Origin of the sequence: Pseudomonas sp. PSPC2-3 (genome assembly GCF_049898265.1) — a bacterium.
Taxonomy (GTDB): Bacteria; Pseudomonadota; Gammaproteobacteria; order Pseudomonadales; family Pseudomonadaceae; genus Aquipseudomonas; species Aquipseudomonas veronii.
Genome location: NZ_JAFCXJ010000015.1, coordinates 80,682 through 103,934 on the forward strand (window position 1 = coordinate 80,682; position 23,253 = coordinate 103,934).

Sequence of the window (23,253 nt, forward strand, 5' to 3'; positions counted from 1 at the left end):
GCCAAGCATAGCGCCTGGTTAGAATCAATCTACAAATTGCCGCCAAGTATCTTTTACACAAGGCCTTTTATCAACAACTGCGCCAGCTGCACCGCATTCAGCGCGGCGCCTTTACGCACGTTATCTGACGTCAACCACAGATTTAGTTCCGCCGGATCGTCCACCCCCGCACGCACTCGTCCGACGTAGACTACATCCTGGCCGACGGCATCACCCACGGCTGTCGGGTAATCCCCCTCCTCCACCCGCTCGATACCCGCTGCGGCGTCGAGCGCACGGTTGACGGCGGCAAGGTCGACCGGCGAACCCAATTGCAATGACACAGTCAAGCTATCGCCAAAAAACACCGGGGCTTGAACGCAAGTCGCAGAAATCTTTAGTAAAGGAGTTTCCAGCACAGCGCGCAGTTCGTGTACGAGACGTTTCTCCAGCGCTGTATGACCTTGGGCGTCCGGCGTGCCGACTTGTGCCAACAGGTTGAATGCCATCTGCCGATCAAAGAACTTGGGCTCCAGCGGGCGCACATTCAACAACTCGGCGGTTTGGCGCGCCAGCTCGCTGACCGCTTCACGGCCCTGGGCAGACACCGCCAGATTGGCGGTAACGCTGACACGCTGGATATCCAGAATCCCACGCAGCGGCGCCAGCACCACCGCGAGGTTGGTCGCGGACGGGCTCGGGCTGCCGAGCTGGAACGGCTTTTTCAAGCCCTCCAGCACATGGGCATTGGCTTCCGGCACCACCTGAGGCGCTTGCGCGGCCGGCAATGCGCCCGACAAATCGATCACCGAACAGCCGGCCGCCGTGGCGCGTGGGGCGAAGCTCAGGGTCACCGCCGGGCCGGCGGCGAAAAACGCCAGCTGCGCCTTGCTGAAGTCAAACTCATCGACTTCCCGCACGCGCACGTTCTTGCCACGGAACGGCACCGACGCGCCCGCGGAGTTGCTGCCCGCCAGCAGGTACAGGGTGCCCACCGGGAAAGCCAGCTCTTCGAGGATCTGCACCAGGGTTTCACCGACGGTGCCGGTGGCGCCGATCACGGCGATATCAAAGGTCTGGGTCATGGGAGCTGCCTCGGGCATTGCGGGGGGAGCGGCACTTTACCGGGTGGTGGGGGGTGAGGCAATTGGGCTGGGCCTTGCGGTGCGACGATTCGACTTGCTCCCGATGCCTTCCTGAAAGCCAACAAAAAACCCGCGCCTGTCACCAGTCGCGGGTTTTTCTTAGTGCCTCAAGCGATCAACGCTCCAGCAGAATCCGCAGCATGCGCCGCAGCGGTTCGGCCGCGCCCCACAGCAACTGGTCGCCGACGGTGAACGCGCCCAGGTACTGGGTGCCCATGTTCAGCTTGCGCAGACGCCCCACCGGAACATTCAGGGTGCCGGTAACCTTGGTCGGGCTCAGCTCCTGCATGCTGATTTCGCGGCTGTTCGGCACCAGCTTGACCCAAGGATTGTGCTGGCTGATCAGCCCTTCGATATCGGCGATCGGCACGTCTTTGTTCAGCTTGATGGTCAGCGCCTGGCTGTGGCAGCGCATGGCGCCGATACGCACGCAGATGCCGTCCACCGGGATCGGGCTCTTGAAGCGACCGAGGATCTTGTTGGTCTCGGCCTGGGCCTTCCACTCTTCACGGCTCTGCCCGTTCGGCAGTTCCTTGTCGATCCACGGGATCAGGCTACCGGCCAACGGCACGCCGAAGTTCTCGGTCGGGTAAGCGTCGCTGCGCATGGCTTCGGCCACACGGCGGTCGATGTCGAGGATCGCGCTGGCCGGGTCGGCCAGTTGATCGGCGACCGCCGCGTGGGTCGCGCCCATCTGCTTGATCAGTTCGCGCATGTTCTGCGCGCCGGCGCCGGACGCCGCCTGATAAGTCATGGCGCTCATCCACTCGACCAGGCCGGCTTCGAACAAGCCGCCCAGGCCCATCAGCATCAGGCTGACGGTGCAGTTGCCGCCGATATAGTTCTTGGTGCCAGCGTCGAGTTGCTGGTCGATGACCTTGCGGTTGACCGGGTCGAGCACGATCACCGCATCGTCCTGCATGCGCAGGCTGGACGCGGCATCGATCCAGTAACCCTGCCAGCCGGCTTCGCGCAGCTTGGGGAACACTTCGCTGGTGTAGTCGCCGCCCTGGCAGGTCAGAATCACATCGAGGGTTTTCAGCTCTTCAATGCTGTAGGCGTCCTTGAGCGGCGCAATATCCTTGCCCACGGACGGCCCTTGGCCACCCACGTTCGAAGTGGTGAAAAACACCGGCTCAATAAGATCGAAATCCTGCTCTTCCAGCATCCGCTGCATGAGCACGGAACCGACCATACCGCGCCAACCGATCAGACCTACACGTTTCATCGCAACTACACCTTGTTAAAAAGTGGGCCGACTTGCAGCAACAACTGCAAGCGGGCCCGAGAGATTACAGATTCCGCAACGCGGCGACTACTGCGTCGCCCATTTCTTGCGTACCGACTTTGGTGCAACCCTGCGACCAGATGTCTCCGGTGCGCAAGCCCTGGTCCAACACCAGGCTCACGGCCTTCTCGATGGCATCCGCCGCGTCGCCCAGGTTGAAGCTGTAACGCAGCATCATCGACACCGACAAAATGGTCGCCAGCGGGTTGGCGATGCCAAGGCCTGCGATGTCTGGCGCCGAACCGTGGCACGGCTCGTACATGCCCTTGTTGTTAGTGTCCAGGGACGCCGACGGCAGCATGCCGATGGAACCGGTGAGCATCGACGCCTGGTCGGACAGGATGTCGCCGAACAGGTTGTCGGTGACGATCACGTCGAACTGCTTCGGCGCGCGCACCAGTTGCATGGCGGCGTTGTCGACGTACATGTGGCTGAGTTCGACGTCCGGGTAGTCCTTGGCGACTTCTTCGACGATTTCGCGCCACAGCTGGCTGGAGGCCAGGACGTTGGCCTTATCGACCGAGCAGATCTTCTTGCTACGCACGCGGGCCATGTCGAAACCGACCCGGGCGATACGGCGGATTTCGCTCTCGCTGTACGGCAGGGTGTCGTAGGCCTGGCGCTCGCCATTCGGCAGTTCGCGCACACCGCGCGGCGAGCCGAAGTAGATACCGCCGGTCAGCTCGCGCACGATCAGGATATCCAGGCCCGCCACCACTTCCGGCTTGAGGCTCGACGCGTCGGCCAGTTGCGGGTAGAGGATTGCCGGGCGCAGGTTGCCGAACAGGCCCAGTTGCGCGCGGATCTTCAGCAGGCCGCGCTCAGGGCGGATGTCACGCTCGATCTTGTCCCATTTCGGGCCACCCACGGCGCCGAGCAACACGGCGTCGGCCGCACGGGCGCGGTCCAGGGTCTCGTCGGCCAGGGGCACGCCGTGCTTGTCGATGGCCGCGCCGCCGATCACGTCGTGGCTCAATTCGAAGCCCAGGTTGTACTTGGTGTTGGCCAGTTCCAGGACTTTGACCGCTTCGGCCATGATTTCCGGACCAATACCGTCGCCTGGGAGAATCAGAATCTGCTTGCTCATGCGTTCCTCATTTCATCATGCGACCCGCCCTGGGGCAGGTCGGGAAAAATACTCAGCGTTCGGCCCAAACCACCAGCACGTCGGTGCTGAAGGTGCCGTCGGCTTGAATTTCGTAATAATCGCGGACTTCCTGGCCCATTGCCTGTTGCAGCTCAAGGATCGCCGCACGCAAAGGCGCTGGCGTACGCATGCGCTCGACCCACGAGGTGTATTCCAGGCGCAGGCGCTGGCGGCTGCTGTTGCGCACATGCAGACCGGCTTCGCTGAGCTGGCGCATCCATTCGGCGGCGGAGTAATCGCGCACGTGGCTGGTGTCGCGCAGCACTTCGACGGTTTGCAGGTAAGTGTCCAACAGCGGGCTGCCCGGTGACAAGACATCGACAAACGCCGCCACGCCACCCGGCTTGAGCACCCGGCGCACTTCGCGCAGGGCCAGGCCGAGGTCGCTCCAATGGTGCGCCGAATAGCGGCTGAACACGAAGTCGAATTCGCCATCGGCGAACGGCAAGCGCTCAGCAGCGCCGTGGACCGTGCGGATATTGCCCAGGCCACGGTCTGCGGCAGCGGCGGCGACCACGTCGAGCATCTGCTGCGACAGGTCGTAGGCCACCACTTCTTTTACCAGCGGCGCCACATGGAAACTGACATGACCGGCGCCGCAGCCCAGATCCAGCAGTCGCGCAGCGCCGTGCCCGGCCAGTTCGGCCTGGAGCAGCGCAAATTCAGTACCTTGGGCGTGTACGGCACTGCTCAGGTAGGCCGAGGCCTGTTCACCGAATTGTTTTTGCACGACTTGGGTGTGGGCGGCTTTGGTCATGGTGAGTTTCCTGGGTTTTGTGTGGTTAACACTGACCCCATCGGGGGCAAGCCCCCTCCCACATGTTGATGTGTGAACACGTTCAAATGTGGGAGGGAGCTTGCTCCCGATGGCGGCGGTCCTGCCTACATCACATCAAGCGTCGCGAAACAACCAAGGCTGGCTGGCCCGGTGCTTGGTTTCAAACGCGGCAATCGCATCGCCGTCCTGCAAGGTCAGGCCGATGTCGTCCAGGCCGTTGAGCAGGCAGTGCTTGCGGAAGGCATCCACTTCAAAGTGGTACACCTTGCCGTCCGGACGGGTCACGGTCTGCGCGGCGAGGTCGACGGTCAGTTCGTAGCCGGGGTTGGCTTCCACTTGCTTGAACAGTTCATCCACTTCGGCATCGCTCAAGATGATCGGCAGCAAGCCGTTCTTGAAGCTGTTGTTGAAGAAGATGTCGGCGTAGCTCGGCGCGATGATGCTGCGAAAGCCATATTCTTCCAGGGCCCACGGCGCGTGTTCGCGGCTGGAGCCGCAGCCGAAGTTTTCCCGCGCCAGCAGCACGCTGGCGCCCTGGTAACGTTCGGCGTTGAGCACGAAGTCCTTGTTCAGCGGGCGCTTGGAGTTGTCCTGGTAGGCGTAGCCCACGTCCAGGTAGCGCCACTCGTCGAACAGGTTGGGGCCGAAACCGGTGCGCTTGATCGACTTCAAGAACTGCTTGGGGATGATCTGGTCAGTGTCCACGTTGGCACGGTCCAACGGCGCGACAAGACCAGTGTGTTGGGTAAAAGCTCTCATCGGGTATTCCTCAGATCAATTCGCGAACGTCGATGAAACGACCGTTGACGGCAGCGGCGGCGGCCATGGCCGGGCTCACCAGGTGAGTACGCCCACCGGCGCCCTGACGCCCTTCGAAGTTACGGTTAGAGGTCGACGCGCAATGCTCGCCGGACTCCAAGCGGTCCGGGTTCATCGCCAGGCACATGGAGCAGCCCGGTTCACGCCATTCAAAACCGGCTTCGAGGAAGATCTTGTCCAGGCCTTCCGCTTCGGCCTGGGCCTTCACCAGGCCCGAACCCGGCACCACGATGGCCTGCTTGATGGTCGAGGCGACTTTGCGGCCCTTGGCGATCACTGCCGCGGCGCGCAGGTCTTCGATCCGCGAGTTGGTGCAGGAACCGATGAACACGCGATCCAACTGAATGTCGGTGATCGCCTGGTTGGCTTTCAAGCCCATGTACTTCAAGGCGCGCTCGATGGAACCGCGCTTGACCAGGTCGGCTTCCTTGGCCGGGTCCGGCACGTTCTGGTCGACGGCCAAGACCATTTCCGGCGAGGTGCCCCAGCTGACTTGCGGCTTGATCTGGCTGGCGTCCAGTTCCACCACGGTGTCGAACACGGCATCGGCGTCGGAGACCAGGTCTTTCCAGGCCTCAACGGCGGCATCCCAGTCGGCGCCTTTGGGGGCGAACGGACGGCCTTTGACGTACTCGACGGTTTTTTCGTCCGCCGCCACCATGCCCACGCGGGCACCGGCTTCGATGGACATGTTGCAGATGGTCATGCGGCCTTCGATGGACAGGTCGCGAATGGCGCTGCCGGCGAATTCGATGGCATGGCCGTTACCGCCGGCGGTGCCGATCTTGCCGATCACGGCGAGCACGATGTCCTTGGCGGTCACACCGAAAGGCAATTGGCCTTCGACGCGCACCAGCATGTTCTTCATTTTCTTGGCGACCAGGCACTGGGTGGCGAACACATGTTCCACCTCCGAGGTGCCGATGCCATGGGCCAGGGCGCCGAACGCGCCGTGGGTGGAGGTGTGGGAGTCACCGCAGACCACGGTCATGCCGGGCAAGGTCGCGCCCTGCTCCGGGCCGATCACGTGGACGATGCCTTGGCGCACGTCATTCATCTTGAATTCGGTGATGCCGTATTCGTCGCAGTAGTCGTCGAGAGTCTGCACCTGCAAACGCGACACGGTGTCGACAATGGCGTCGATCCCGCCCTTGCGCTCCGGGGTGGTCGGCACGTTGTGATCCGGGGTGGCGATGATCGAGTCGACGCGCCAAGGCTTGCGCCCGGCCAGCCGCAGGCCTTCGAACGCTTGGGGCGAGGTCACTTCATGGATGATGTGACGGTCGATATAGATCAGCGACGAGCCATCGTCGCGCCGTTTCACTTCATGGGAATCCCAAAGCTTGTCGTAAAGCGTTTTGCCGGCCATCAGTCGGTCCTCATCAGCGGTCTTTCTATGCCCCGGGTCTTGAGACATTCAATAACCCTTTGGCTTGTGAGGCTGATGGTATGGCGCTACATTAAATAACTCAAATTCATATTTTTTATGCTTTGGATTACCAACTGGAATACCACAATGGACCTGGCCAACCTCAATGCTTTTATTGCCATCGCCGAGACCGGCAGCTTCTCCGGCGCCGGTGAGCGCCTGCACCTGACCCAACCGGCCATCAGCAAACGCATTGCCGGCCTCGAGCAGCAACTGAAAGTGCGCCTGTTCGATCGCCTGGGCCGTGAAGTCGGCTTGACCGAAGCCGGGCGCGCCCTGCTGCCGCGCGCCTATCAGATTCTCAACGTCCTGGACGACACCCGGCGCGCCCTCACCAACCTCACCGGTGAAGTCAGCGGGCGCCTCACATTGGCCACCAGCCACCACATCGGCCTGCATCGCCTGCCGCCGATCCTGCGCACCTTTACCCGGCAATACCCCAACGTGGCGCTGGATATTCAGTTTCTCGACTCGGAAGTGGCCTACGAAGAGATCCTGCATGGCCGCGCTGAAGTGGCGGTGATCACCCTGGCGCCCGAGCCGCACAACCTGGTGCGCGCCACCCCGGTGTGGGACGACCCGTTGGATTTCGTGGTGGCGCCGGAGCACAGCCTGACCCGCAACGGCTCGGTCACCCTGGCGGACATCGCCGGGCACCCGGCGGTTTTCCCCGGCGGCAACACCTTTACCCATCACATTGTCAGCCGCCTGTTCGAGGCCCAGGGCCTCACGCCGAACATCGCGATGAGCACGAACTATCTGGAAACCATCAAAATGATGGTGTCCATCGGCTTGGCGTGGAGCGTATTACCGCGCACCATGCTCGACGATCAGGTGACAAGTATCGCTTTGCCGGGCATACAACTCAGTCGCCAGCTAGGCTATATCGTGCATACCGAAAGGACACTGTCGAACGCTGCGCGGGCTTTTATGAGCCTCTTGGATGCACAGGTCGAGCTGCCAGGGACACCGGCATGAAGCTGTGCGGCCTCAAGGCCTGAATAAAACCGCGCCGAACGCCCATCGAGCCAAGGCTTTTTGATAATGCGCAATCCCGTCGACCCTATGCCACCCCTGCCCCGCATTTACGCCCTGGACCCTGAAGAGGCGGAACAAAGCTGGGACAGCGCCCCGCAACTGCTGGCAGCGCTTAACGCTGCACGGCTGGGTGCATGGTGCTGGGAAATCGATACCGGGCGTATCAGTTGGTCGCGGGGCACCCAGGCGCTGTTCGGCTTCGACCCGCGCCAACCGTTGCCCAAGGATCTGGAGTACCTGGACCTGCTCGCGCCGCAAGACCGCGCCCGGGTGATACGCGCGTTTCACGCGGTGCTGGCCGGCGAGCCGTTCGAGCAGGCCATGCACCACCACATCCAGTGGCCGGATGGCAGCCAGCACTGGCTGGAAATCAACGGCAGCCTGGCGCCGGACAAAACCGGCCGGCGCCGCATGATCGGCGTGATCCGCGAGACCACCCGCCAGCGCGAACGGGAACACGCCCTCAGCCACTCCGAAAAGCGCTTCGCCACGCTGTTTCACTTGTGCCCGAACATGGTCCTGCTCACCCGCCAGTCCGACGGCTTGATCAGCGAAGCCAACCAGTATTTCCAGATCCTCTTCGGCTGGCCGGTCGCCGACGCCATCGGTCGCACCACCCTGGACCTCGGCCTGTGGCTCCACCCTGAACAGCGTGCGCAGTTGGTCAGGGCCACCCAGCGCAAGGGCGAACCCATCACCATGGAAGTGCAATTCTGTGCCAGCAACGGGCAGATCCACGATGGCACGCTCTGCGCGCAGAAGGTCGAGCTGGACGGCGAGGCCTACCTGATCAGCACCTTTCTCGACACCACCGAGCGCAAAAACGCCGAGCAAGCCTTGAAAGACAGCCAGGAGCGCCTGGACCTGGCCCTGGACTCCGCGCAATTGGGCACCTGGGACTGGCACATTCCCACCGGCATGCTCTACGGCTCGGCCCGCGCCGCCCAACTGCACGGCCTGCCGGCGGAAGCGTTCCATGAATCGTTCGAGGCGTTTTTCGAGGGCATGCCCAAGGAAGAGCGCGAGAATATGCGCAACGCCTATCGCACCCTGCGCGAAGGCCCGGCCGGCAACTATCAGCTGACTTACCGTGTACAACTGGAAGACGGCAGCCCGCGCTACCTGGAAAGCCGCGCACGCCTGTACCGCGACGAAAAAGGCGCGCCACTGCGCATGGCCGGCACCCTGCTGGACATCACCGACCAGGTCGAGCGCGAACAACGCCTGAGCGCCTCCGAAGAAAAATTCGCCAGCCTGTTCCAGGCCAGCCCCGACCCGATCTGCGTCACCCGCCTGGACAACGGCGAGTTCATCGAGATCAACCCCGCGTTCACCCAGACCTTTGGCTGGACGGCCGCCGAAGTGATCAACATGAGCGCCGAACAGATCGGCTTGTGGGACGAGTCGAGCCAGCGCCTGCAACGCATCGAACAGGTGATTCGCGACCAGGCGCTGAACAACGTGGCCATCATCGCGCACCACAAAAGCGGCCAGGCCCTGACCTGCGTGATTTCCAGCCGGATGATCAAGGTCGGCGACCAGCCGTGCATCGTCACCACCCTGCGCGACATTACCCAGCAGCAACGCTCCGAGGCCGCGCTGAAGGCCAGCGAAGAAAAATTCGCCAAAGCCTTCCATTCCAGCCCCGACGCGATTTCCATTACCGAACACGACACCGGCCGCTATGTGGAGGTGAACGACGGGTTCTGCCGCTTGACCGGTTTTCGTGCCGAAGATGTCATCGGCCTGACGCTGTACCAGGTCGGCATCTGGGCCGATGAAAACCAGCGCGCGGTGCTGCTGGCCGAACTGCAACTCAAAGGCCGTATCCGCCATTTGGAAATGCTCTGGCACAACAAGCGCGGCGATGTGCTGGCGGTGGAGGTTTCAGTCGAGCCGATCACCCTCAACGAAACCCCTTGCCTGTTGCTGACCGCGCGGGATGTGAGCCTGTTGAAAAACGCCCAGGCGCAGATCCGCCACCTGGCCTACCACGACCCGCTGACTAACCTGCCCAACCGCGCACTGCTGATGGACCGCCTGAGCCAGCAGATCGCCCTGCTCAAGCGCCATAACCTGCGCGGTGCATTGCTGTTTCTCGACCTCGACCACTTCAAGCACATCAATGATTCCCTCGGCCACCCGGTGGGCGACACCGTGCTGAAAATCGTCACCGCGCGCCTCGAAGCCAGCGTGCGTATGGAAGATACCGTGGCGCGCCTGGGCGGCGATGAGTTCGTGGTGCTGCTCAGCGGCCTGGATGGCACGCGCACCGAAGTCAGCGCCCAGGTTCAGGAACTGGCCGACACCCTGCGTGAATTGCTCTCCGAACCGATGTTCCTCGACGGCCAACGCCTGCAAGTCACGCCGAGCATCGGTGTGGCGCTGATCCCCGATCATGGCTCGACCCCGGCCGACCTGCTCAAACGTGCCGACATCGCGCTGTACCGCGCCAAGGATTCGGGGCGCAACGCCACGCAGATGTTCCACAACAGCATGCAGAAAACCGCCAGCGAACGCCTGCGCATGGAAACCGACCTGCGCCTGGCCCTGTCACGCGGCGAATTCAGCGTGCATTACCAACCCCAGGTGGACGCGCGCGGCAATAAGATCGTCGGCGCCGAGGCCCTGGTGCGCTGGCAGCATCCGCAACTGGGCGCGCAAGCGCCGTCCGAATTCATCAAGGTGCTGGAAGACAGCGGCCTGATCCTCGAAGTCGGCACCTGGATACTCGATGAAGCGTGCGCCGCCTTCGAGCAATTGATCAAAGAAGGCAAGGTGGACCCGCTGAATTTCAGCCTGTGCGTGAACATCAGCCCCCGGCAGTTCCGCCAGAACGACTTTGTCGAACGGGTCGAGCACAGCCTCAAGCGGCATTCACTGCCTTACTGCCTGCTGAAACTGGAAATCACTGAAGGCATCGTGATCCAGAACCTGGATGACACCATCAGCAAAATGCGTCGACTGAAAAAACTCGGTGTGAGTTTTGCGATGGACGACTTCGGCACCGGTTACTCATCGCTCACCTACCTCAAGCGCTTGCCGGTGGATGCGCTGAAGATCGACCAGTCATTCGTGCGCGATGCCACCCACGACCCCAACGACGCCGAAATCATCCGCGCCATTGTGGCCATGGCGCGCAGCTTGAACCTGGAAGTGATCGCCGAAGGCGTCGAAACCCCGGAGCAACTGGCGTTCCTGCAAAAGCTGGGCTGCCACTTGTTCCAGGGCTATTTGCACAGCCGGCCCTTACCGATAGAAGGGTTCAGGCTCTTGCTGGATTGAGGCTCAGACCAGCTTCAGGGCCCGGAACCCCGAACTCATCCAGCGCGATGAGGCCAGGTCCTGCTTTTTTCCATAGAAATCCAGCGCCCCATCGATCACCGCCACCGAATGCCAGTTGTCTGCCAGGGTGCCGATCGCCCCGTTGGCCAACTCTGCGACCGTGCTTTCACGCACGTAGCCAAACAACCCCAGGCGGCGCAGCGCTTCGCCAGGGTACTCGCCATCGTTGAGGGTTTGCAGAGCCGTCGTGTAACTCTGGCGGGCACGAAAATCGTTGTTCTCGATCTGCGCGCGCTTGGCACTGACTGCGTACAAAAAGTGCGCGGCATTCAGCAACTGTCGATTATTGCCATGAAAGTTCGACTCGGCGGCAGCCTGGCGCACTTCCTCGTGGGTCAGTTGCAACCGGAAGGCATCTCGCATGACCACGTCAAACCCCGTCGGCGTGATTTGAACCTGCTTATAGATCGCCCTCGGGTCTTGCCCGAACCGGATCATCGCCGCCTTGATCGCCGAGACCGTGACGCAATTGCCTTCGACCCCCTGGTAAAACCCGCTCCAGATGTCCGCGGGCCGGACGCTCGCGACCACAGGGGCGGCGCCGCGATTGCTCGGCGGCGGCAGTTGATCATCGAACAAGACATACCCATAGCCCCGATCAGCCGTTCGTGGTGTCCCGCCATCATGCCTGACCCCCTCACGCACCAGCGCCGACCCGCGGTTATGGGTCTCCAGCACCCCTACCGCGCCCTTGCCCGCCATATCGCTCACCGGGACGAACTGCGACAGGCCGAACACCCCCATGCCTTGCAGACAACGCTGGGTGGTCTCGCCCTCGAGCGTCTTCGCCAAGGCGGCTTCGAACGTGGCATAGCCCCCGGTCAGTTGCTTGCGTTTGACAAAGGCGGCAAACATGAAATTGGCATCCTTTACCACGCCGCTGTCCGCCCCCGTGAAGCGGGAAGCCTGCGACGCCTGCTGCAACTCCTGGCGGGACAGGTGCAGCTTGAATTCATCCTTCATCGTGACGTCGTACCCATCGCCCGAGGGCAGCAACTCGTTAAACATCGCGGCTGGGCGCTGACCGAACGTCATCATCATCAACTTGATCACCGCCGCGTGGCTGCTGCAATCAAAACTCTCGCCGAAGCGCCGCTCGCTCGTGTGGAATGCCGAAGCGATATCAGCCGGCCTTTCACCTGCGGGTTTCACCGGAAATACGGGAGAAGCCCCGCGCTGCTGGGCCGTTTCGATCATCGAACGGCTAGCTGTGGAGATATACATGCACTGGGTTCCTGACGCTTGTAAAAAATAAGCAGCCGAACGGGCAGCCAGGTTTGGGCTGACTGCCCCGTTCGCAGCCCTTCAATTCAACGGATTCACCAATAGGGCTATGGCACCAGAGCTATGGCATCGCCGTGCGTGGGCGCTTTTCCCTGTCGCCCCCATAGCTCTTCGCGACCGTTGATGACCGCCACCGAATGCCGGGCCCGATTGCACATGCCCAACTGCCCCTTGGCGAGTTCACGCACGGGGACCCTCTTCATGTGCTTGCTCAGCCCCAGCCGCTTCAACCCCTCCCCCGGCCCTCGCTCATCCTCGCCATCATTCAGGCTGCGGATCGCCGCACCGAAACTGCGTGCCGCCCTGCCATCGTTGTTTTCGTCCTGGGCACGCTTGGCGCTGATCGCGAAAAGAAATTGCGCGTCTTTGAGCATCTCTTTGTCAGCCCCGACAAATTTTGCCCCACGCGCACCTTCGGCGAGCTCCCGGTCCGTCAGGTTGACAGTTACGTCATCGCGCATGACCACGTGATAACCACGCTCGGTTTTTTTCACCTCCTTGAAAATATCCGTAGGGCTTTGGCCAAACTGGTACATCGCCGCCTTGATGGCCGATACCGTCACGCAGTTGCCATCCGGCCCTTGGCGAAAGCCGCTCCAGATATTGTCGGGCTTCGCGCCGTTGCGCTTCTTCGAAAGGCCCGCGATCATCGCCGCAGGCTCGGGTTTTGGCGGCGCAGGCGCAGGCACCACAGGCGTAGTGACCTCCGGCCGCGATGGGGATATTCCCGGCAGCGGCTTCTCTTTGTTATCAGAGACCAAGTTAATCAGCTGAGTCAAAAACGAAGTAAACAGCGTCATTAACTTATCGAGCGGCTCTGAATTATTCGCCACGCCATGAGTGTTTTCCCGCACGTGCTCCAGTACCCCCTGGCTCGCCGGAGACGGCACACTCAAGAAACCGCTTAATTGCGCAAACTGTTCATTTTTTGCTTTCATGGAATCGACAGGAAGTACCTGACGAACATCCACAACACGCGCAATATTATTAATTGAACAACATGACATACGGGCCTCCACTTGCAGGCACTTCCCGGAACATCAGCCCCAAAGAAGTGCACATCCAGTTCAATACGTATAAAGGAAGTTGCTGACGTCAGGCTCTGAATGCAGGCCGGCGGCTGGTCCGCCAGTCGCGCATATCAGATTGAGGTTCAGCCGGGCCGGGACTGGTTATATCCGGGGTAGGCGTATCTGGTTGTGGTTGTGGCTGTGGCTGTGGTTGTGGCGTGATCGCCGGTACTTCCGGGGTGGCCGGTCGCGGCTTGACCTCAAGCGCATGCACACCCGGCTTGGGTGCCGGCATGACCTCCGGCGTAGGTGTGTGCTTGTGCGTAGGCGTAGGCGTGGGCGTAGGCGCAGGCGTGTGCGTGTGCGTAGGCATGGGCGTAGGCGTAGGCGCAGGCGTGTGCGTGTGCGTGTGCGTAGGCATGGGCATGGGCGTAGGCGTAGGCGTAGGCGTGTGCGTAGGCATGGGCGTAGGCGCAGGCGTGTGCGTGTGCGTAGGCGTGTGCACAGGCACCACTTCAACCTTGCGAGCGGCTTCCGGCATCGGCATGACGCGAGGTAAAACCGCTGCCGCATTCGGTTTCGTTTCGCCGCTCAGCGCCTTCGTATCGGGGCAATGACAATGACCGACGTTAACGTTCACTTGCACCTGATTGTCGGCATCCTTGATCACGGAGGCAGCGGATTGATGCATGTGGGGTGACACCGGAAGAGCCGGCTGGCCTCGCCGATCAGCCGTCAATGCGAGGTGTCCAGGCTTCTCCGGCAGCTTGCTTGCATCCACTGGAATGGCGGGCGTTCTATCCGCCCCAGGCAACATGCCGGACACCATGTTCCGCCCCGAAAACATCTCACGCACGGTTTTGACAACCTGCTCCAGCATGTCAAGCAAGCGTGCAAGCCCGCCTGTCTCGATTGTCATGTTGCTGTTCGAAACCTTGAAAGGGTCACGAGGCACGCCAGGGTGAGCCACAGTCGTATTGGCCCCCAATGTGCCGGTTTGCGTGAAGGTTTTCGACATGGATGGCGACAACCGCTCCATGGATGTTGTATCGCCGTTGAACAAAGGTGAATGATTAATCGATAGCGACATCAGTAAGTTCCTTATTGGCACGGCCCGGCTCGGTTAATCAGCGGGGCAGGCGAGAGTTTTTTATCGACTGGAAACAACCCTTGCTGCTTCACAGTCGATACTTTCGTGGAATACGAGGCTATCGAGTTCCAGAAATCGCGACTCATATAAGGAAACCAAATCAAACTTTCGGACTTTTCCCCCTGTTAATTTTTAAAAGACCGCAAACCAAGTAGCCTTAGCCAGATCCGACTGGACACACACGCTAATAAACCACCCTCGGGGCAACTTACCGACACAACCCCAAAACCTGCACGGCATCCGGCTGTGTTATTTCGCCCCGACTTCCTCGCGCAAAAACGCAAAATGCCCCGCATCTTTCGATACGGGGCATTTTCTTCAAACAAACGAGCGGCGCATTCAAGCGCGACGGGTCACCCCTCAGACGCGGCAGGAAGGGCCATCCCCAACAACCGGCTCACCTGCTCCAAATCCGTCTCCCGACGCATGGCGGTGAACAGCTCGACGGCCTCCGGGTAATTGCGCGTCAGCATCGCCAACCACTGCTTCAGCCGGCCGGGCGCCTGGCGTTCGGTCAGTTGGGCCACCGACTGGGTCCAGAAATCCTGGAGCATCGGCTGCATCTGCGCCCAGGTCATTGCCACGACGTCTTCGCCGGCGCGTGCCGCCGCGATCTGCCGCGCAAGATCCGGACGCGCAACCAGCCCGCGACCCAGCATGATGTCTTCGGCGCCGCTGACTTCGCGGCAACGCTTCCAGTCTTCGACGCTCCAGATATCGCCATTGGCGAACACTGGCACCTTGACCACATCCTGCACGCGTGGAATCCACTCCCAGTGAGCCGGCGGTTTGTAGCCATCGGTCTTGGTCCGCGCATGCACGACGATATGCGCCGCGCCGCCCTCGGCCAGCGCCGTCGCGCATACCAGCGCGCCATCCGGGCTGTCGAAGCCCAGGCGCATCTTGGCGGTCACCGGGATATGCGCCGGCACTGCGCGACGCACATGCTCAACGATGCGGTTGAGCAGCTCCGGCTCCTTGAGCAGCACCGCGCCGCCACGGGACTTGTTGACGGTCTTGGCCGGGCAGCCGAAATTCAGGTCGATCACCTCGGAGCCCAACTCGCAGGCCAGGGCCGCGTTCTCTGCCAGGCACACCGGGTCGGAACCGAGCAACTGCACACGCAGCGGCACGCCAGCGGCGGTGTGGGCACCGTGCAGCAGTTCGGGGGCGAGCTTGTGGAAATAGGCCGGGGTAAGCAGGCGGTCGTTGACACGGATGAACTCGGTCACGCACCAGTCAATACCGCCCACGCGGGTCAACACGTCCCGCAGGATGTTGTCGACCAACCCCTCCATGGGCGCCAAAGCAATTTGCATGGAAAACACTCAACAAAAATCGTGGCGCAGTTTACTGGGTTTCCCGCCGCGACCGTTAACCCCCTGTCAGGGCGGCGCCGTAGCCGTCGAGAAACTCCGCCGGCATGCGCTTGGGCTTGCCGCTGGACAGTTCGATGCAGACAAAGGTGGTTTGTGCGCGCAGCAGGGTCGCGCCGTCGCGAGGGCGTACCAGCTGGAAACGCCGGGTCATTTTCAGGCGCTGGTCCCAGTCGACGATCCAGGTCGCCAGTTGCAGCTCGTCGCCTTCATAGGCGGCCGCCAGGTAGTCGATCTCATGGCGCACCACGGCCATGGCTCGGTCCAGTCGCCGGTACTCGGTGAGGTCCAGCCCCAGGCGCTGGGAATGGCGCCAGGCGCAACGCTCCAGCCAGGACACGTACACCGCGTTATTGGCGTGCCCCAGGCCGTCGATGTCCTCAGCGACGACCTGCAGATCGATGATAAACGGCGTTGCCAAATCCCAGCCCATGCCTTGCTCCTGTCGATTGATGTCGGCAGGGCAGTGTATCAGGCAGTTTGGCGCGCCTGTAAACAGCTGCCCGCCAGCAGCGCCAGCACCGCCTCGACCACCCGCGGATCGGCCAGCACGCGCTGGTGCCCGCCCTGCTCCAGGCGCAACAGGCGACTGTCGAACCAGGCGTCGTGGATAACCTGGGAAGCGCTGACCGGCACGAAGGTATCGTCTTCGGCATGCACGATCAGGCCGGGGAGGTCCATCTGGTAATGGGCCACGTCCAAGTGCTTGAGCGGCATGCCCAGGGTCAGCTCGACTTCCTGGATAAACGCTGAGCGCGCCCGCGACGGCAAACCGACCATCCCGGCAAACCCGCCGAGCACATCAAGGAAGCGCGACGGCGCGGCAATGCTCACCAGCGCTTCGGTACGCAGCCCCAATTGCACCGCCAGCATCGCACTGGCGCCGCCCATGGAGTGGCCGACCACCGCATGCAACGGCGGCAGCTCGGCCGCCGCTTCAAGCATCGCGCGGGCAAACAGCAGTACGTGGGCTTCACGCCCCGGCGAACGGCCATGGGCCGGGCCATCGAGGGCGAATACCGAATAGCCGTTCTGCACCAGCGCAGTGATCAGGCTGGCGAACTGGGTGGGCCGGCCTTCCCAACCGTGCATCAGCAGCACCGCCGGGCCCTGGCCCCAGCGCAACGCCGACAGGCCGAAACGCAAGGTGACGCGCTCGGCGTGCGCCAGCAGCGGCAACTCCCAATCCCGCGGCGGCAGATCCCGCGGGGTCATGAAGACCCGCCGCATGCTGTTGGCCACCGTGTGCGGCGCCAGGCGCCCCAAGGTGCCGTTGACGCCACGAATCCAGGTCAATGCGCCCATTTTTATAACCCCTCTTAACGTATGGCCGACTTGGCGGCACGCAACACACGATCGGACAATTCACCCGGCCCCAGGGCACGCGCCAATGCCAGCCCACCGACCATCAAGGCCATGTCCGCCAGGGCCTTGTCAGTGTCTTCCGGGCTGGCGGCCAGTTGTGCGGCCATCAGTTCCACATGTTCGTTGAGGACATCGCGAAAGGCGTCCGGCAGGCGGCCCATCTCGCCCACGGTTGCCGGAATCGGGCAAGCCTTGGCCGTGGAGTCGCGGTGCTTGCGCGACAGGTAGAACGCCGCAACCAGGGCACGGCGCTCTTCGCCGGTGAGTTGGGCATCCATGTCGTCGATCGATGCACGGCGCTGGGCCAGCAATTGGCTGAAGGCTTCCAGCATCAGCGCATCTTTGCTTTCAAAGTGCGCGTAGAAGCCGCCGACAGTCAGCCCCGCCGCCCCCATGACCTCGCCAACGCTCGGCTCGGCCGGGCCACGCTGGACCAACGCGGCGCTAGCGGCCTGCAGGATACGTTCGCGGGTTTGCGCTTTTTTATCGCTCATCGTGTGCCTCCGACTCTCATGGGTTAAATATTATAGTCATAATAATATTTCGCAAGCGAGCGGCACGACCATTGGTCAGAAGCCCGGAGGGGCAAGGGAAGGGAGAATTGGCCAAACGCCAGACAAACAAAAGGGCCATTCAATAATTGAATGACCCTTAAAAATCCCGCAGAGCGGGTAATCGTGGCGTCCCCTAGGGGACTCGAACCCCTGTTACCGCCGTGAAAGGGCGGTGTCCTAGGCCACTAGACGAAGGGGACACAAACCTTCTATACAACTGATCAGGCTGAGACTGATCGATCCAAGGGCGGCGTGGCCAAAACCTTGAACCTGTAAATTGGTGGAGCTAAACGGGATCGAACCGTTGACCTCTTGCATGCCATGCAAGCGCTCTCCCAGCTGAGCTATAGCCCCGGATTTTTCGCCTCGCGGCGCAGCAGACCTTGCGAACTGCTTGTTGAAACTGGCGTCCCCTAGGGGACTCGAACCCCTGTTACCGCCGTGAAAGGGCGGTGTCCTAGGCCACTAGACGAAGGGGACAAAACCTTCTGTACAACCTGATCAAGCTAGGCCTGATCGATTCAAGGACGGTGTGGCCAGACCTTGAACCTGTAAATTGGTGGAGCTAAACGGGATCGAACCGTTGACCTCTTGCATGCCATGCAAGCGCTCTCCCAGCTGAGCTATAGCCCCTCATCGGTGAGGACGGGGCGAATCTTAATGGCGCTTTGGGAACGTGTCAAATTTATTTTCAACAATTTCCAAAATTTTTTGCCGGGATAACAATCACTTACCAACCAAACCCCGAAAAACCGGGGTTTGGCCGCCACAAGTGCTGACTCAGGCGATCGCGCCCAGCAGCTTCTCCCACTCTTTGTTTTCTTTCTTCGACACACCACCAAGCAAATCAAGGGCTTGGCGCAGACGGAAACGCGTAAGGTCCGGGCCGAGAATTTCCATCGCGTCGAGTACCGACACCGAACTGGCCTGCCCGGTGATCGCGGCAAACATCAACGGCATGGCATCGCGCAATTTCAGCTCGAGGGATTCGACCACGGCCTGGATCGTCGCGGTGATAGCGTCCTTCTCCCACTGGCGCAGGCTTTCGAGCTTCCATAGGATCAGTTGCATCAACTGGCGCACCTGATCGGCGGAGAGTTTCTTCGACTCAAACAGTTTGACGTCCGGGTTCACGCCACCGGCGAAGAAGAAACTGGCCAACGGTGCGACCTGGCTGAACGTCTCCACCCTGCCCTGCACCAGCGGCGCGATCTTCATCATGTACTCGGGGTTCAACGCCCACTGCTGCACGCGGCTGGCGAACTCTTCCACCGGCAGGTCACGCAGCCACTGGCCATTGAGCCACGACAGCTTCTCGATATCGAAGATCGGTCCGCCCAGCGACACGCGGGACAGGTCGAAGTTATCGACCATTTCCTGCAGCGAGAACTTCTCGCGCTCGTCCGGCATCGACCAACCCATGCGGCCCAGGTAGTTGAGCATCGCTTCGGGCATGAAGCCCATGCGCTCGTAGAAGGTCACCGAGGTCGGGTTCTTGCGCTTGGACAGCTTGCTCTTGTCCGGGTTGCGCAGCAGCGGCATGTAGCACAGCTGCGGTTGTTCCCAGCCGAAGTACTCGTAGAGCAGGATCAGCTTCGGCGCCGAGGGCAGCCATTCTTCCCCGCGCAGCACATGGGTGATGCCCATCAGGTGGTCATCGACCACGTTGGCCAGGAAGTACGTCGGCAGGCCGTCGGTCTTCATCAGAACTTGCATGTCCATGCGGTCCCACGGGATCTCGACGTCGCCGCGCAACATGTCCGGCACCACGCACACGCCTTCGCTCGGCACCTTCATGCGGATCACATGGGGCTCGCCGGCGGCCAGGCGCGCGGCCACTTCTTCTTTCGACAGCAGCAGCGCACGGCCGTCGTAGCGCGGGGTTTCGCCACGGGCCTGTTGTTCGGCGCGCATCTGGTCCAGTTCTTCGGCGGTGCAGAAGCAGGGGAACGCATGGCCCATGTCGACCAACTGCTGGGTGTACTGCTTGTAGATGTCGCTGCGCTCGCTCTGGCGATACGGGCCGTGCGGGCCGCCGACGTCCGGGCCTTCCGACCAGGTGATGCCCAACCAGCGCAGGGCATCGAAAATCTGCTGTTCGGACTCGCGGGTCGAACGCAGTTGATCGGTGTCTTCGATCCGCAGGATGAATTCACCGCCGTGCTGCTTGGCAAAGCAGTAGTTGAACAAGGCGATGTAGGCAGTGCCGACGTGGGGGTCCCCGGTAGGCGATGGCGCGATGCGCGTGCGGACGGTGGTCATGGCTGGTCTCGAATGGGCGATATAACTGAAATTGAAACAAGGGGCGAATGGTAACAGCCATGGGCACTTAGGCTCCAGCGTCCTCCGTACCGAGCATGGCATATAGGCCAAGTTTGAGCCTGGAGACTCGCCATAGCTATTTGCCAGCTGGCTGGCTGGTTATATTCCATTACCTCTTGTTACAGACTCCGCGCCCATGCCTGCCCCACTGAAACGCCGCCTGCTTATCTTCGTATTGATCGTGAGCCTGATCGCCCTGGGTTTCTTCGCCCACTGGTTCTTCAGGGGCCGCTTCTACGAAAGCACCGACAACGCCTACGTGCAGGGTGAGATCACCCGTGTCTCCAGCCAGCTCGGCGCGCGGATTGTCGAGGTGCTGGTGGGCGACAACGAGCACGTGCAACAAGGCCAGTTGCTGGTGAGGCTTGAAGACGACGACTTCCACCTCGCCGTGGACCGCGCCAACGCCGCCCTCGCCATGCGCGAAGCCGAGCGCACCCAGGCGCAGAGCAAGTTGACCCAGCAAGCCAGCCTGATCGCCGCCGGCGAAGCCAAAGTCGCGTCCAGCCAGGCCAGCCTGGGCCGCTCGCAGATCGACCTGTCCCGCGCCCAAACCCTGCGCAAACCCGGCTACGTCTCGGAAGAACGGGTGACCACCCTCTCCGCCGACAACCATATCGCCCGCTCCCAAGTGGCCATGGCCCAGGCCGACCTGCAGGGGCAGCGCCAGCAGGTCAACGCGCTGAATGCCGAGATCAAGCGCCTCGACGCGCTGATCGCCAACGCCAGAACCGACCTGGCCCAGGCCGAGCTGAACCTGACCCGCAGCGAAATCCACGCGCCCATCAGCGGCCTGGTCGGCCAACGCGCCGCGCGCAACGGCCAATACGTACAGGCCGGTGCCTACCTGCTGTCGATCGTCCCCGACCAGGACATCTGGATTCAGGCCAACTTCAAGGAAACCCAGATCGGCCACATGCAGCCTGGGCAAAAGGCCGAGCTGACGTTCGATGCTTACGGCGATACGCCGATCGAGGCGCGGGTCGACAGCCTGTTCGCGGCCTCCGGGGCGCAGTTCAGCCTATTGCCGCCGGACAATGCCACCGGCAACTTCACCAAAGTCGTACAACGGATTCCGGTGAAACTTACGTTTGCTGCGGATAACCCGCTGAAGGGCAAGATCCGCCCCGGCATGTCCGTTACGGTCAAAGTGAACATCAAAGATCAGCCTGATGGCCGGTGATCAACTGCTGCGCCCGGTCGGCGAACCGACCCGGCGCGACTGGATCGCGGTGATGAGCGTGATGCTCGGCGCCTTCATGGCGGTGCTCGACATCCAGATCACCAACTCGTCCCTCAAGGACATCCAGGGCGCGCTGTCGGCCACCCTGGAAGAAGGCTCGTGGATTTCCACCTCCTACCTTGTGGCCGAAATCATCATGATCCCCCTCACCGCCTGGCTGGTGCAGTTGCTCTCGGCACGGCGCCTGGCGGTGTGGGTGTCGGTGGGGTTCCTGATCGCCTCGCTGATGTGCTCCATGGCCTGGAGCCTGGAAAGCATGATCGTGTTCCGCGCCCTGCAGGGGTTTACCGGCGGCGCGCTGATCCCGCTGGCGTTCACCCTGACCCTGATCAAGCTGCCCGAGCACCACCGCGCCAAAGGCATGGCGATGTTTGCCATGACCGCCACCTTCGCGCCGTCCATCGGCCCGACCATCGGCGGCTGGCTCACGGAAAACTGGGGCTGGGAATACATCTTCTACATCAACGTGCCGCCCGGGCTGCTGATGATCGCCGGGCTGCTCTACGGCCTGGAAAAAAAGGCGCCCCACTGGGAGTTGCTCAAAAGCACCGACTACGCCGGCATCGTCAGCCTCGCCATCGGCTTGGGCTGTTTGCAGGTGTTTCTGGAAGAAGGCCACCGCAAGGACTGGCTCGAGTCGAACCTGATCGTCAGCCTGGGCAGCATCGCCCTGCTGAGCCTGATCACCTTCGTGATTGTGCAGCTGTCCAAACCCAACCCGCTGATCAACCTTGGCATCCTGGCCAATCGCAACTTCGGCCTGTCGAGTATTTCCAGCCTGGGGATGGGTGTCGGGTTGTATGGCTCGATCTATCTGTTGCCGTTGTACCTGGCGCAGATCCAGAACTACAACGCGCTGCAGATCGGCGAAGTGATCATGTGGATGGGCATTCCGCAGCTGTTCCTGATCCCGCTGGTGCCCAAGCTGATGAAATACGTGTCGCCCAAATGGCTGTGCGCCGTAGGCTTCGGGCTGTTCGGCCTGGCGAGTTTTTCCTCGGGGGTACTCAACCCGGACTTTGCCGGCAGCCAGTTCAACCAGATCCAGATCATCCGCGCCCTCGGGCAGCCGTTGATCATGGTGACCATCTCGCTGATCGCCACGGCCTACATCCTGCCGCAGGACGCCGGGTCGGCTTCCAGCCTGTTCAACATCCTGCGCAACCTCGGCGGCGCCATCGGTATCGCGCTGCTGGCGACCTTGCTGGATGCGCGCACCAAGACCTATTTCGATTATTTACGCGAAGCGATCGTGCCGACCAACCCGCAGGTGGCGGAGCGGCTGGCGACGCTGACGGAACAGTTCGGCAACCCGACGGCGGCGCTGGGCAAACTCAGTGAGATTACGCACCAGCAGGCGCAGATCATGGCCTACAACGATGCGTTTCACTGCGTGGGGTTCGCGTTGGGGGTAAGCATGCTCGCGATCTTGTTGACCAAGACGTTGCCGGCGGGGCTTAAGGCTGGGGGGAGTCATTGAGGCCGTGTCGCGCCTATCGGGAGCAAGCTCCCTCCCACATTTGATCGGGTTCCAACGTTGAAATGCGGTCAAATGTGGGAGGGGGCTTGCCCTCGATGAGGCCAGTACCGCCACCACCGATCAAACCGCCAACAGGCGCTCACGCAACTTGCCGATTTCATCGCGGGTTTGCGCCGCCGCTTCGAACTCCAGATCCCGCGCCAGTTGGTACATTTTCGCGCCTATCGGGAGCAAGCTCCCTCCCACATTTGACGGCATTTCAAAGTTGGAACCCGGTCAAATGTGGGAGGGGGCTTGCCCCCGATGAGGCCAGTACCGCCACTACCAATCAAACCGCCAACAGACGCTCGCGCAACTTGCCGATTTCATCGCGGGTTTGCGCCGCCGCTTCGAACTCCAGATCCCGCGCCAGCTGGTACATTTTCGCGCCTATCGGGAGCAAGCTCCCTCCCACATTTGACGGCATTTCAAGCTTGGGCATGCTGGTGATTTTGTTGAGCA

Annotated in this window: 19 protein-coding genes, 4 tRNA genes and 1 pseudogene; 5 read left to right on the forward strand and 19 right to left on the reverse strand. The window is 61.7% G+C overall.

Annotation, left to right across the window (positions count from 1 at the left end; genetic code table 11):
* Positions 1-53: 53 nt before the first annotated feature.
* The 6 genes from ACP7E3_RS29685 to leuC form a co-directional block, all read right to left on the reverse strand.
* Positions 54-1,064: an aspartate-semialdehyde dehydrogenase gene (locus ACP7E3_RS29685; protein WP_017847699.1), complete on the reverse strand. Its 1,011-nt coding sequence runs from the start codon at positions 1,062-1,064 to the stop codon at positions 54-56.
* 175 nt (positions 1,065-1,239) lie between these two features.
* Positions 1,240-2,352, reverse strand: a complete 1,113-nt coding sequence (gene asd, locus ACP7E3_RS29690) for an aspartate-semialdehyde dehydrogenase (RefSeq protein WP_017847701.1) — start codon at positions 2,350-2,352, stop codon at positions 1,240-1,242.
* Positions 2,353-2,416: 64 nt separating this feature from the next.
* Positions 2,417-3,499 (reverse strand): 3-isopropylmalate dehydrogenase, encoded by a 1,083-nt coding sequence (gene leuB, locus ACP7E3_RS29695; RefSeq protein ID WP_017847702.1) that lies wholly within the window; start codon positions 3,497-3,499, stop codon positions 2,417-2,419.
* 52 nt (positions 3,500-3,551) lie between these two features.
* Complete coding sequence (locus tag ACP7E3_RS29700) at positions 3,552-4,316, reverse strand: class I SAM-dependent methyltransferase (RefSeq protein WP_046382636.1); 765 nt, start codon at positions 4,314-4,316, stop codon at positions 3,552-3,554.
* Positions 4,317-4,451: 135 nt separating this feature from the next.
* On the reverse strand, positions 4,452-5,096 hold the full coding sequence (gene leuD, locus ACP7E3_RS29705; protein WP_046382635.1) for a 3-isopropylmalate dehydratase small subunit: 645 nt from the start codon (positions 5,094-5,096) through the stop codon (positions 4,452-4,454).
* Between the two features lie 10 nt (positions 5,097-5,106).
* The gene (leuC, locus tag ACP7E3_RS29710) at positions 5,107-6,525 is read right to left on the reverse strand and encodes a 3-isopropylmalate dehydratase large subunit (protein WP_046382634.1); all 1,419 of its coding nucleotides are present in this window, start codon (positions 6,523-6,525) and stop codon (positions 5,107-5,109) included.
* Positions 6,526-6,672: 147 nt separating this feature from the next.
* Here leuC and ACP7E3_RS29715 point away from each other — a divergent pair, with 147 nt between their 5' ends.
* Both ACP7E3_RS29715 and ACP7E3_RS29720 read left to right on the forward strand, forming a co-directional pair.
* Positions 6,673-7,563, forward strand: coding sequence for a LysR family transcriptional regulator (locus ACP7E3_RS29715; RefSeq protein ID WP_017847706.1), 891 nt, complete (start codon positions 6,673-6,675; stop codon positions 7,561-7,563).
* Between the two features lie 66 nt (positions 7,564-7,629).
* Positions 7,630-10,908 (forward strand): EAL domain-containing protein, encoded by a 3,279-nt coding sequence (locus ACP7E3_RS29720; protein WP_046382633.1) that lies wholly within the window; start codon positions 7,630-7,632, stop codon positions 10,906-10,908.
* Between the two features lie 3 nt (positions 10,909-10,911).
* Here ACP7E3_RS29720 and ACP7E3_RS29725 read toward each other — a convergent pair whose 3' ends face one another.
* Both ACP7E3_RS29725 and ACP7E3_RS29730 read right to left on the reverse strand, forming a co-directional pair.
* A complete protein-coding gene (locus ACP7E3_RS29725; protein ID WP_057005686.1) occupies positions 10,912-12,192 on the reverse strand; it encodes a hypothetical protein in 1,281 nt (426 codons plus the stop codon).
* 107 nt (positions 12,193-12,299) lie between these two features.
* On the reverse strand, positions 12,300-13,190 hold the full coding sequence (locus ACP7E3_RS29730) for a hypothetical protein (RefSeq protein WP_057005687.1): 891 nt from the start codon (positions 13,188-13,190) through the stop codon (positions 12,300-12,302).
* 290 nt (positions 13,191-13,480) lie between these two features.
* Here ACP7E3_RS29730 and ACP7E3_RS29735 point away from each other — a divergent pair, with 290 nt between their 5' ends.
* Positions 13,481-13,879, forward strand: coding sequence for a hypothetical protein (locus ACP7E3_RS29735; RefSeq protein WP_426125279.1), 399 nt, complete (start codon positions 13,481-13,483; stop codon positions 13,877-13,879).
* 886 nt (positions 13,880-14,765) lie between these two features.
* On the opposite strand, the gene ACP7E3_RS29740 is transcribed toward ACP7E3_RS29735, so the two are convergent.
* The 9 genes from ACP7E3_RS29740 to gltX all read right to left on the reverse strand — a co-directional run bounded on the left by ACP7E3_RS29740 (position 14,766) and on the right by gltX (position 19,969).
* Positions 14,766-15,731, reverse strand: coding sequence for a tRNA dihydrouridine synthase (locus ACP7E3_RS29740; protein ID WP_169864879.1), 966 nt, complete (start codon positions 15,729-15,731; stop codon positions 14,766-14,768).
* 55 nt (positions 15,732-15,786) lie between these two features.
* Positions 15,787-16,221, reverse strand: coding sequence for an acyl-CoA thioesterase (locus tag ACP7E3_RS29745; RefSeq protein WP_017847711.1), 435 nt, complete (start codon positions 16,219-16,221; stop codon positions 15,787-15,789).
* A gap of 38 nt (positions 16,222-16,259) precedes the next feature.
* The gene (locus tag ACP7E3_RS29750) at positions 16,260-17,093 is read right to left on the reverse strand and encodes an alpha/beta hydrolase (RefSeq protein ID WP_057005688.1); all 834 of its coding nucleotides are present in this window, start codon (positions 17,091-17,093) and stop codon (positions 16,260-16,262) included.
* A gap of 14 nt (positions 17,094-17,107) precedes the next feature.
* The gene (locus tag ACP7E3_RS29755) at positions 17,108-17,647 is read right to left on the reverse strand and encodes a TetR/AcrR family transcriptional regulator (RefSeq protein ID WP_046382629.1); all 540 of its coding nucleotides are present in this window, start codon (positions 17,645-17,647) and stop codon (positions 17,108-17,110) included.
* A 184-nt stretch (positions 17,648-17,831) separates the two neighbouring features.
* Positions 17,832-17,907: transfer RNA gene (locus ACP7E3_RS29760), tRNA-Glu, on the reverse strand.
* A gap of 78 nt (positions 17,908-17,985) precedes the next feature.
* A tRNA-Ala gene (locus ACP7E3_RS29765) sits at positions 17,986-18,061 on the reverse strand.
* Positions 18,062-18,111: 50 nt separating this feature from the next.
* Positions 18,112-18,187: transfer RNA gene (locus tag ACP7E3_RS29770), tRNA-Glu, on the reverse strand.
* A 77-nt stretch (positions 18,188-18,264) separates the two neighbouring features.
* Positions 18,265-18,340 (reverse strand) — tRNA-Ala (locus ACP7E3_RS29775).
* 147 nt (positions 18,341-18,487) lie between these two features.
* Positions 18,488-19,969, reverse strand: a complete 1,482-nt coding sequence (gene gltX, locus ACP7E3_RS29780) for a glutamate--tRNA ligase (RefSeq protein WP_017847714.1) — start codon at positions 19,967-19,969, stop codon at positions 18,488-18,490.
* A 196-nt stretch (positions 19,970-20,165) separates the two neighbouring features.
* Here gltX and ACP7E3_RS29785 point away from each other — a divergent pair, with 196 nt between their 5' ends.
* Positions 20,166-21,212: an HlyD family secretion protein gene (locus tag ACP7E3_RS29785; RefSeq protein ID WP_017847715.1), complete on the forward strand. Its 1,047-nt coding sequence runs from the start codon at positions 20,166-20,168 to the stop codon at positions 21,210-21,212.
* A gap of 49 nt (positions 21,213-21,261) precedes the next feature.
* The gene (locus tag ACP7E3_RS29790; RefSeq protein WP_169850652.1) at positions 21,262-22,752 is read left to right on the forward strand and encodes an MDR family MFS transporter; all 1,491 of its coding nucleotides are present in this window, start codon (positions 21,262-21,264) and stop codon (positions 22,750-22,752) included.
* 120 nt (positions 22,753-22,872) lie between these two features.
* Here the strand turns inward: ACP7E3_RS29790 and ACP7E3_RS29795 are convergent, their stop codons facing one another.
* Complete coding sequence (locus ACP7E3_RS29795) at positions 22,873-22,965, reverse strand: UvrB/UvrC motif-containing protein (protein WP_017847717.1); 93 nt, start codon at positions 22,963-22,965, stop codon at positions 22,873-22,875.
* Positions 22,966-23,080: 115 nt separating this feature from the next.
* Positions 23,081-23,176, reverse strand: a pseudogene (locus ACP7E3_RS29800) (UvrB/UvrC motif-containing protein); the annotation flags it as partial.
* Positions 23,177-23,253: the final 77 nt, after the last annotated feature.

Bases quoted from the DNA above. Each gene is read 5' to 3' on its own strand.
- ACP7E3_RS29785 (WP_017847715.1), top strand. From the start codon at position 20,166: ATGCCTGCCCCACTGAAACGCCGCCTGCTTATCTTCGTATTGATCGTG.
- ACP7E3_RS29700 (WP_046382636.1), bottom strand. From the start codon at position 4,316: ATGACCAAAGCCGCCCACACCCAAGTCGTGCAAAAACAATTCGGTGAA.
- ACP7E3_RS29720 (WP_046382633.1), top strand. From the start codon at position 7,630: ATGCGCAATCCCGTCGACCCTATGCCACCCCTGCCCCGCATTTACGCC.
- ACP7E3_RS29795 (WP_017847717.1), bottom strand. From the start codon at position 22,965: ATGTACCAACTGGCGCGGGATCTGGAGTTCGAAGCGGCGGCGCAAACC.
- ACP7E3_RS29725 (WP_057005686.1), bottom strand. From the start codon at position 12,192: ATGTATATCTCCACAGCTAGCCGTTCGATGATCGAAACGGCCCAGCAG.
- asd (WP_017847701.1), bottom strand. From the start codon at position 2,352: ATGAAACGTGTAGGTCTGATCGGTTGGCGCGGTATGGTCGGTTCCGTG.
- leuB (WP_017847702.1), bottom strand. From the start codon at position 3,499: ATGAGCAAGCAGATTCTGATTCTCCCAGGCGACGGTATTGGTCCGGAA.
- ACP7E3_RS29730 (WP_057005687.1), bottom strand. From the start codon at position 13,190: ATGAAAGCAAAAAATGAACAGTTTGCGCAATTAAGCGGTTTCTTGAGT.
- leuD (WP_046382635.1), bottom strand. From the start codon at position 5,096: ATGAGAGCTTTTACCCAACACACTGGTCTTGTCGCGCCGTTGGACCGT.
- ACP7E3_RS29740 (WP_169864879.1), bottom strand. From the start codon at position 15,731: ATGCAAATTGCTTTGGCGCCCATGGAGGGGTTGGTCGACAACATCCTG.
- ACP7E3_RS29745 (WP_017847711.1), bottom strand. From the start codon at position 16,221: ATGGGCTGGGATTTGGCAACGCCGTTTATCATCGATCTGCAGGTCGTC.
- ACP7E3_RS29685 (WP_017847699.1), bottom strand. From the start codon at position 1,064: ATGACCCAGACCTTTGATATCGCCGTGATCGGCGCCACCGGCACCGTC.
- ACP7E3_RS29755 (WP_046382629.1), bottom strand. From the start codon at position 17,647: ATGAGCGATAAAAAAGCGCAAACCCGCGAACGTATCCTGCAGGCCGCT.
- gltX (WP_017847714.1), bottom strand. From the start codon at position 19,969: ATGACCACCGTCCGCACGCGCATCGCGCCATCGCCTACCGGGGACCCC.
- ACP7E3_RS29715 (WP_017847706.1), top strand. From the start codon at position 6,673: ATGGACCTGGCCAACCTCAATGCTTTTATTGCCATCGCCGAGACCGGC.
- ACP7E3_RS29750 (WP_057005688.1), bottom strand. From the start codon at position 17,093: ATGGGCGCATTGACCTGGATTCGTGGCGTCAACGGCACCTTGGGGCGC.
- leuC (WP_046382634.1), bottom strand. From the start codon at position 6,525: ATGGCCGGCAAAACGCTTTACGACAAGCTTTGGGATTCCCATGAAGTG.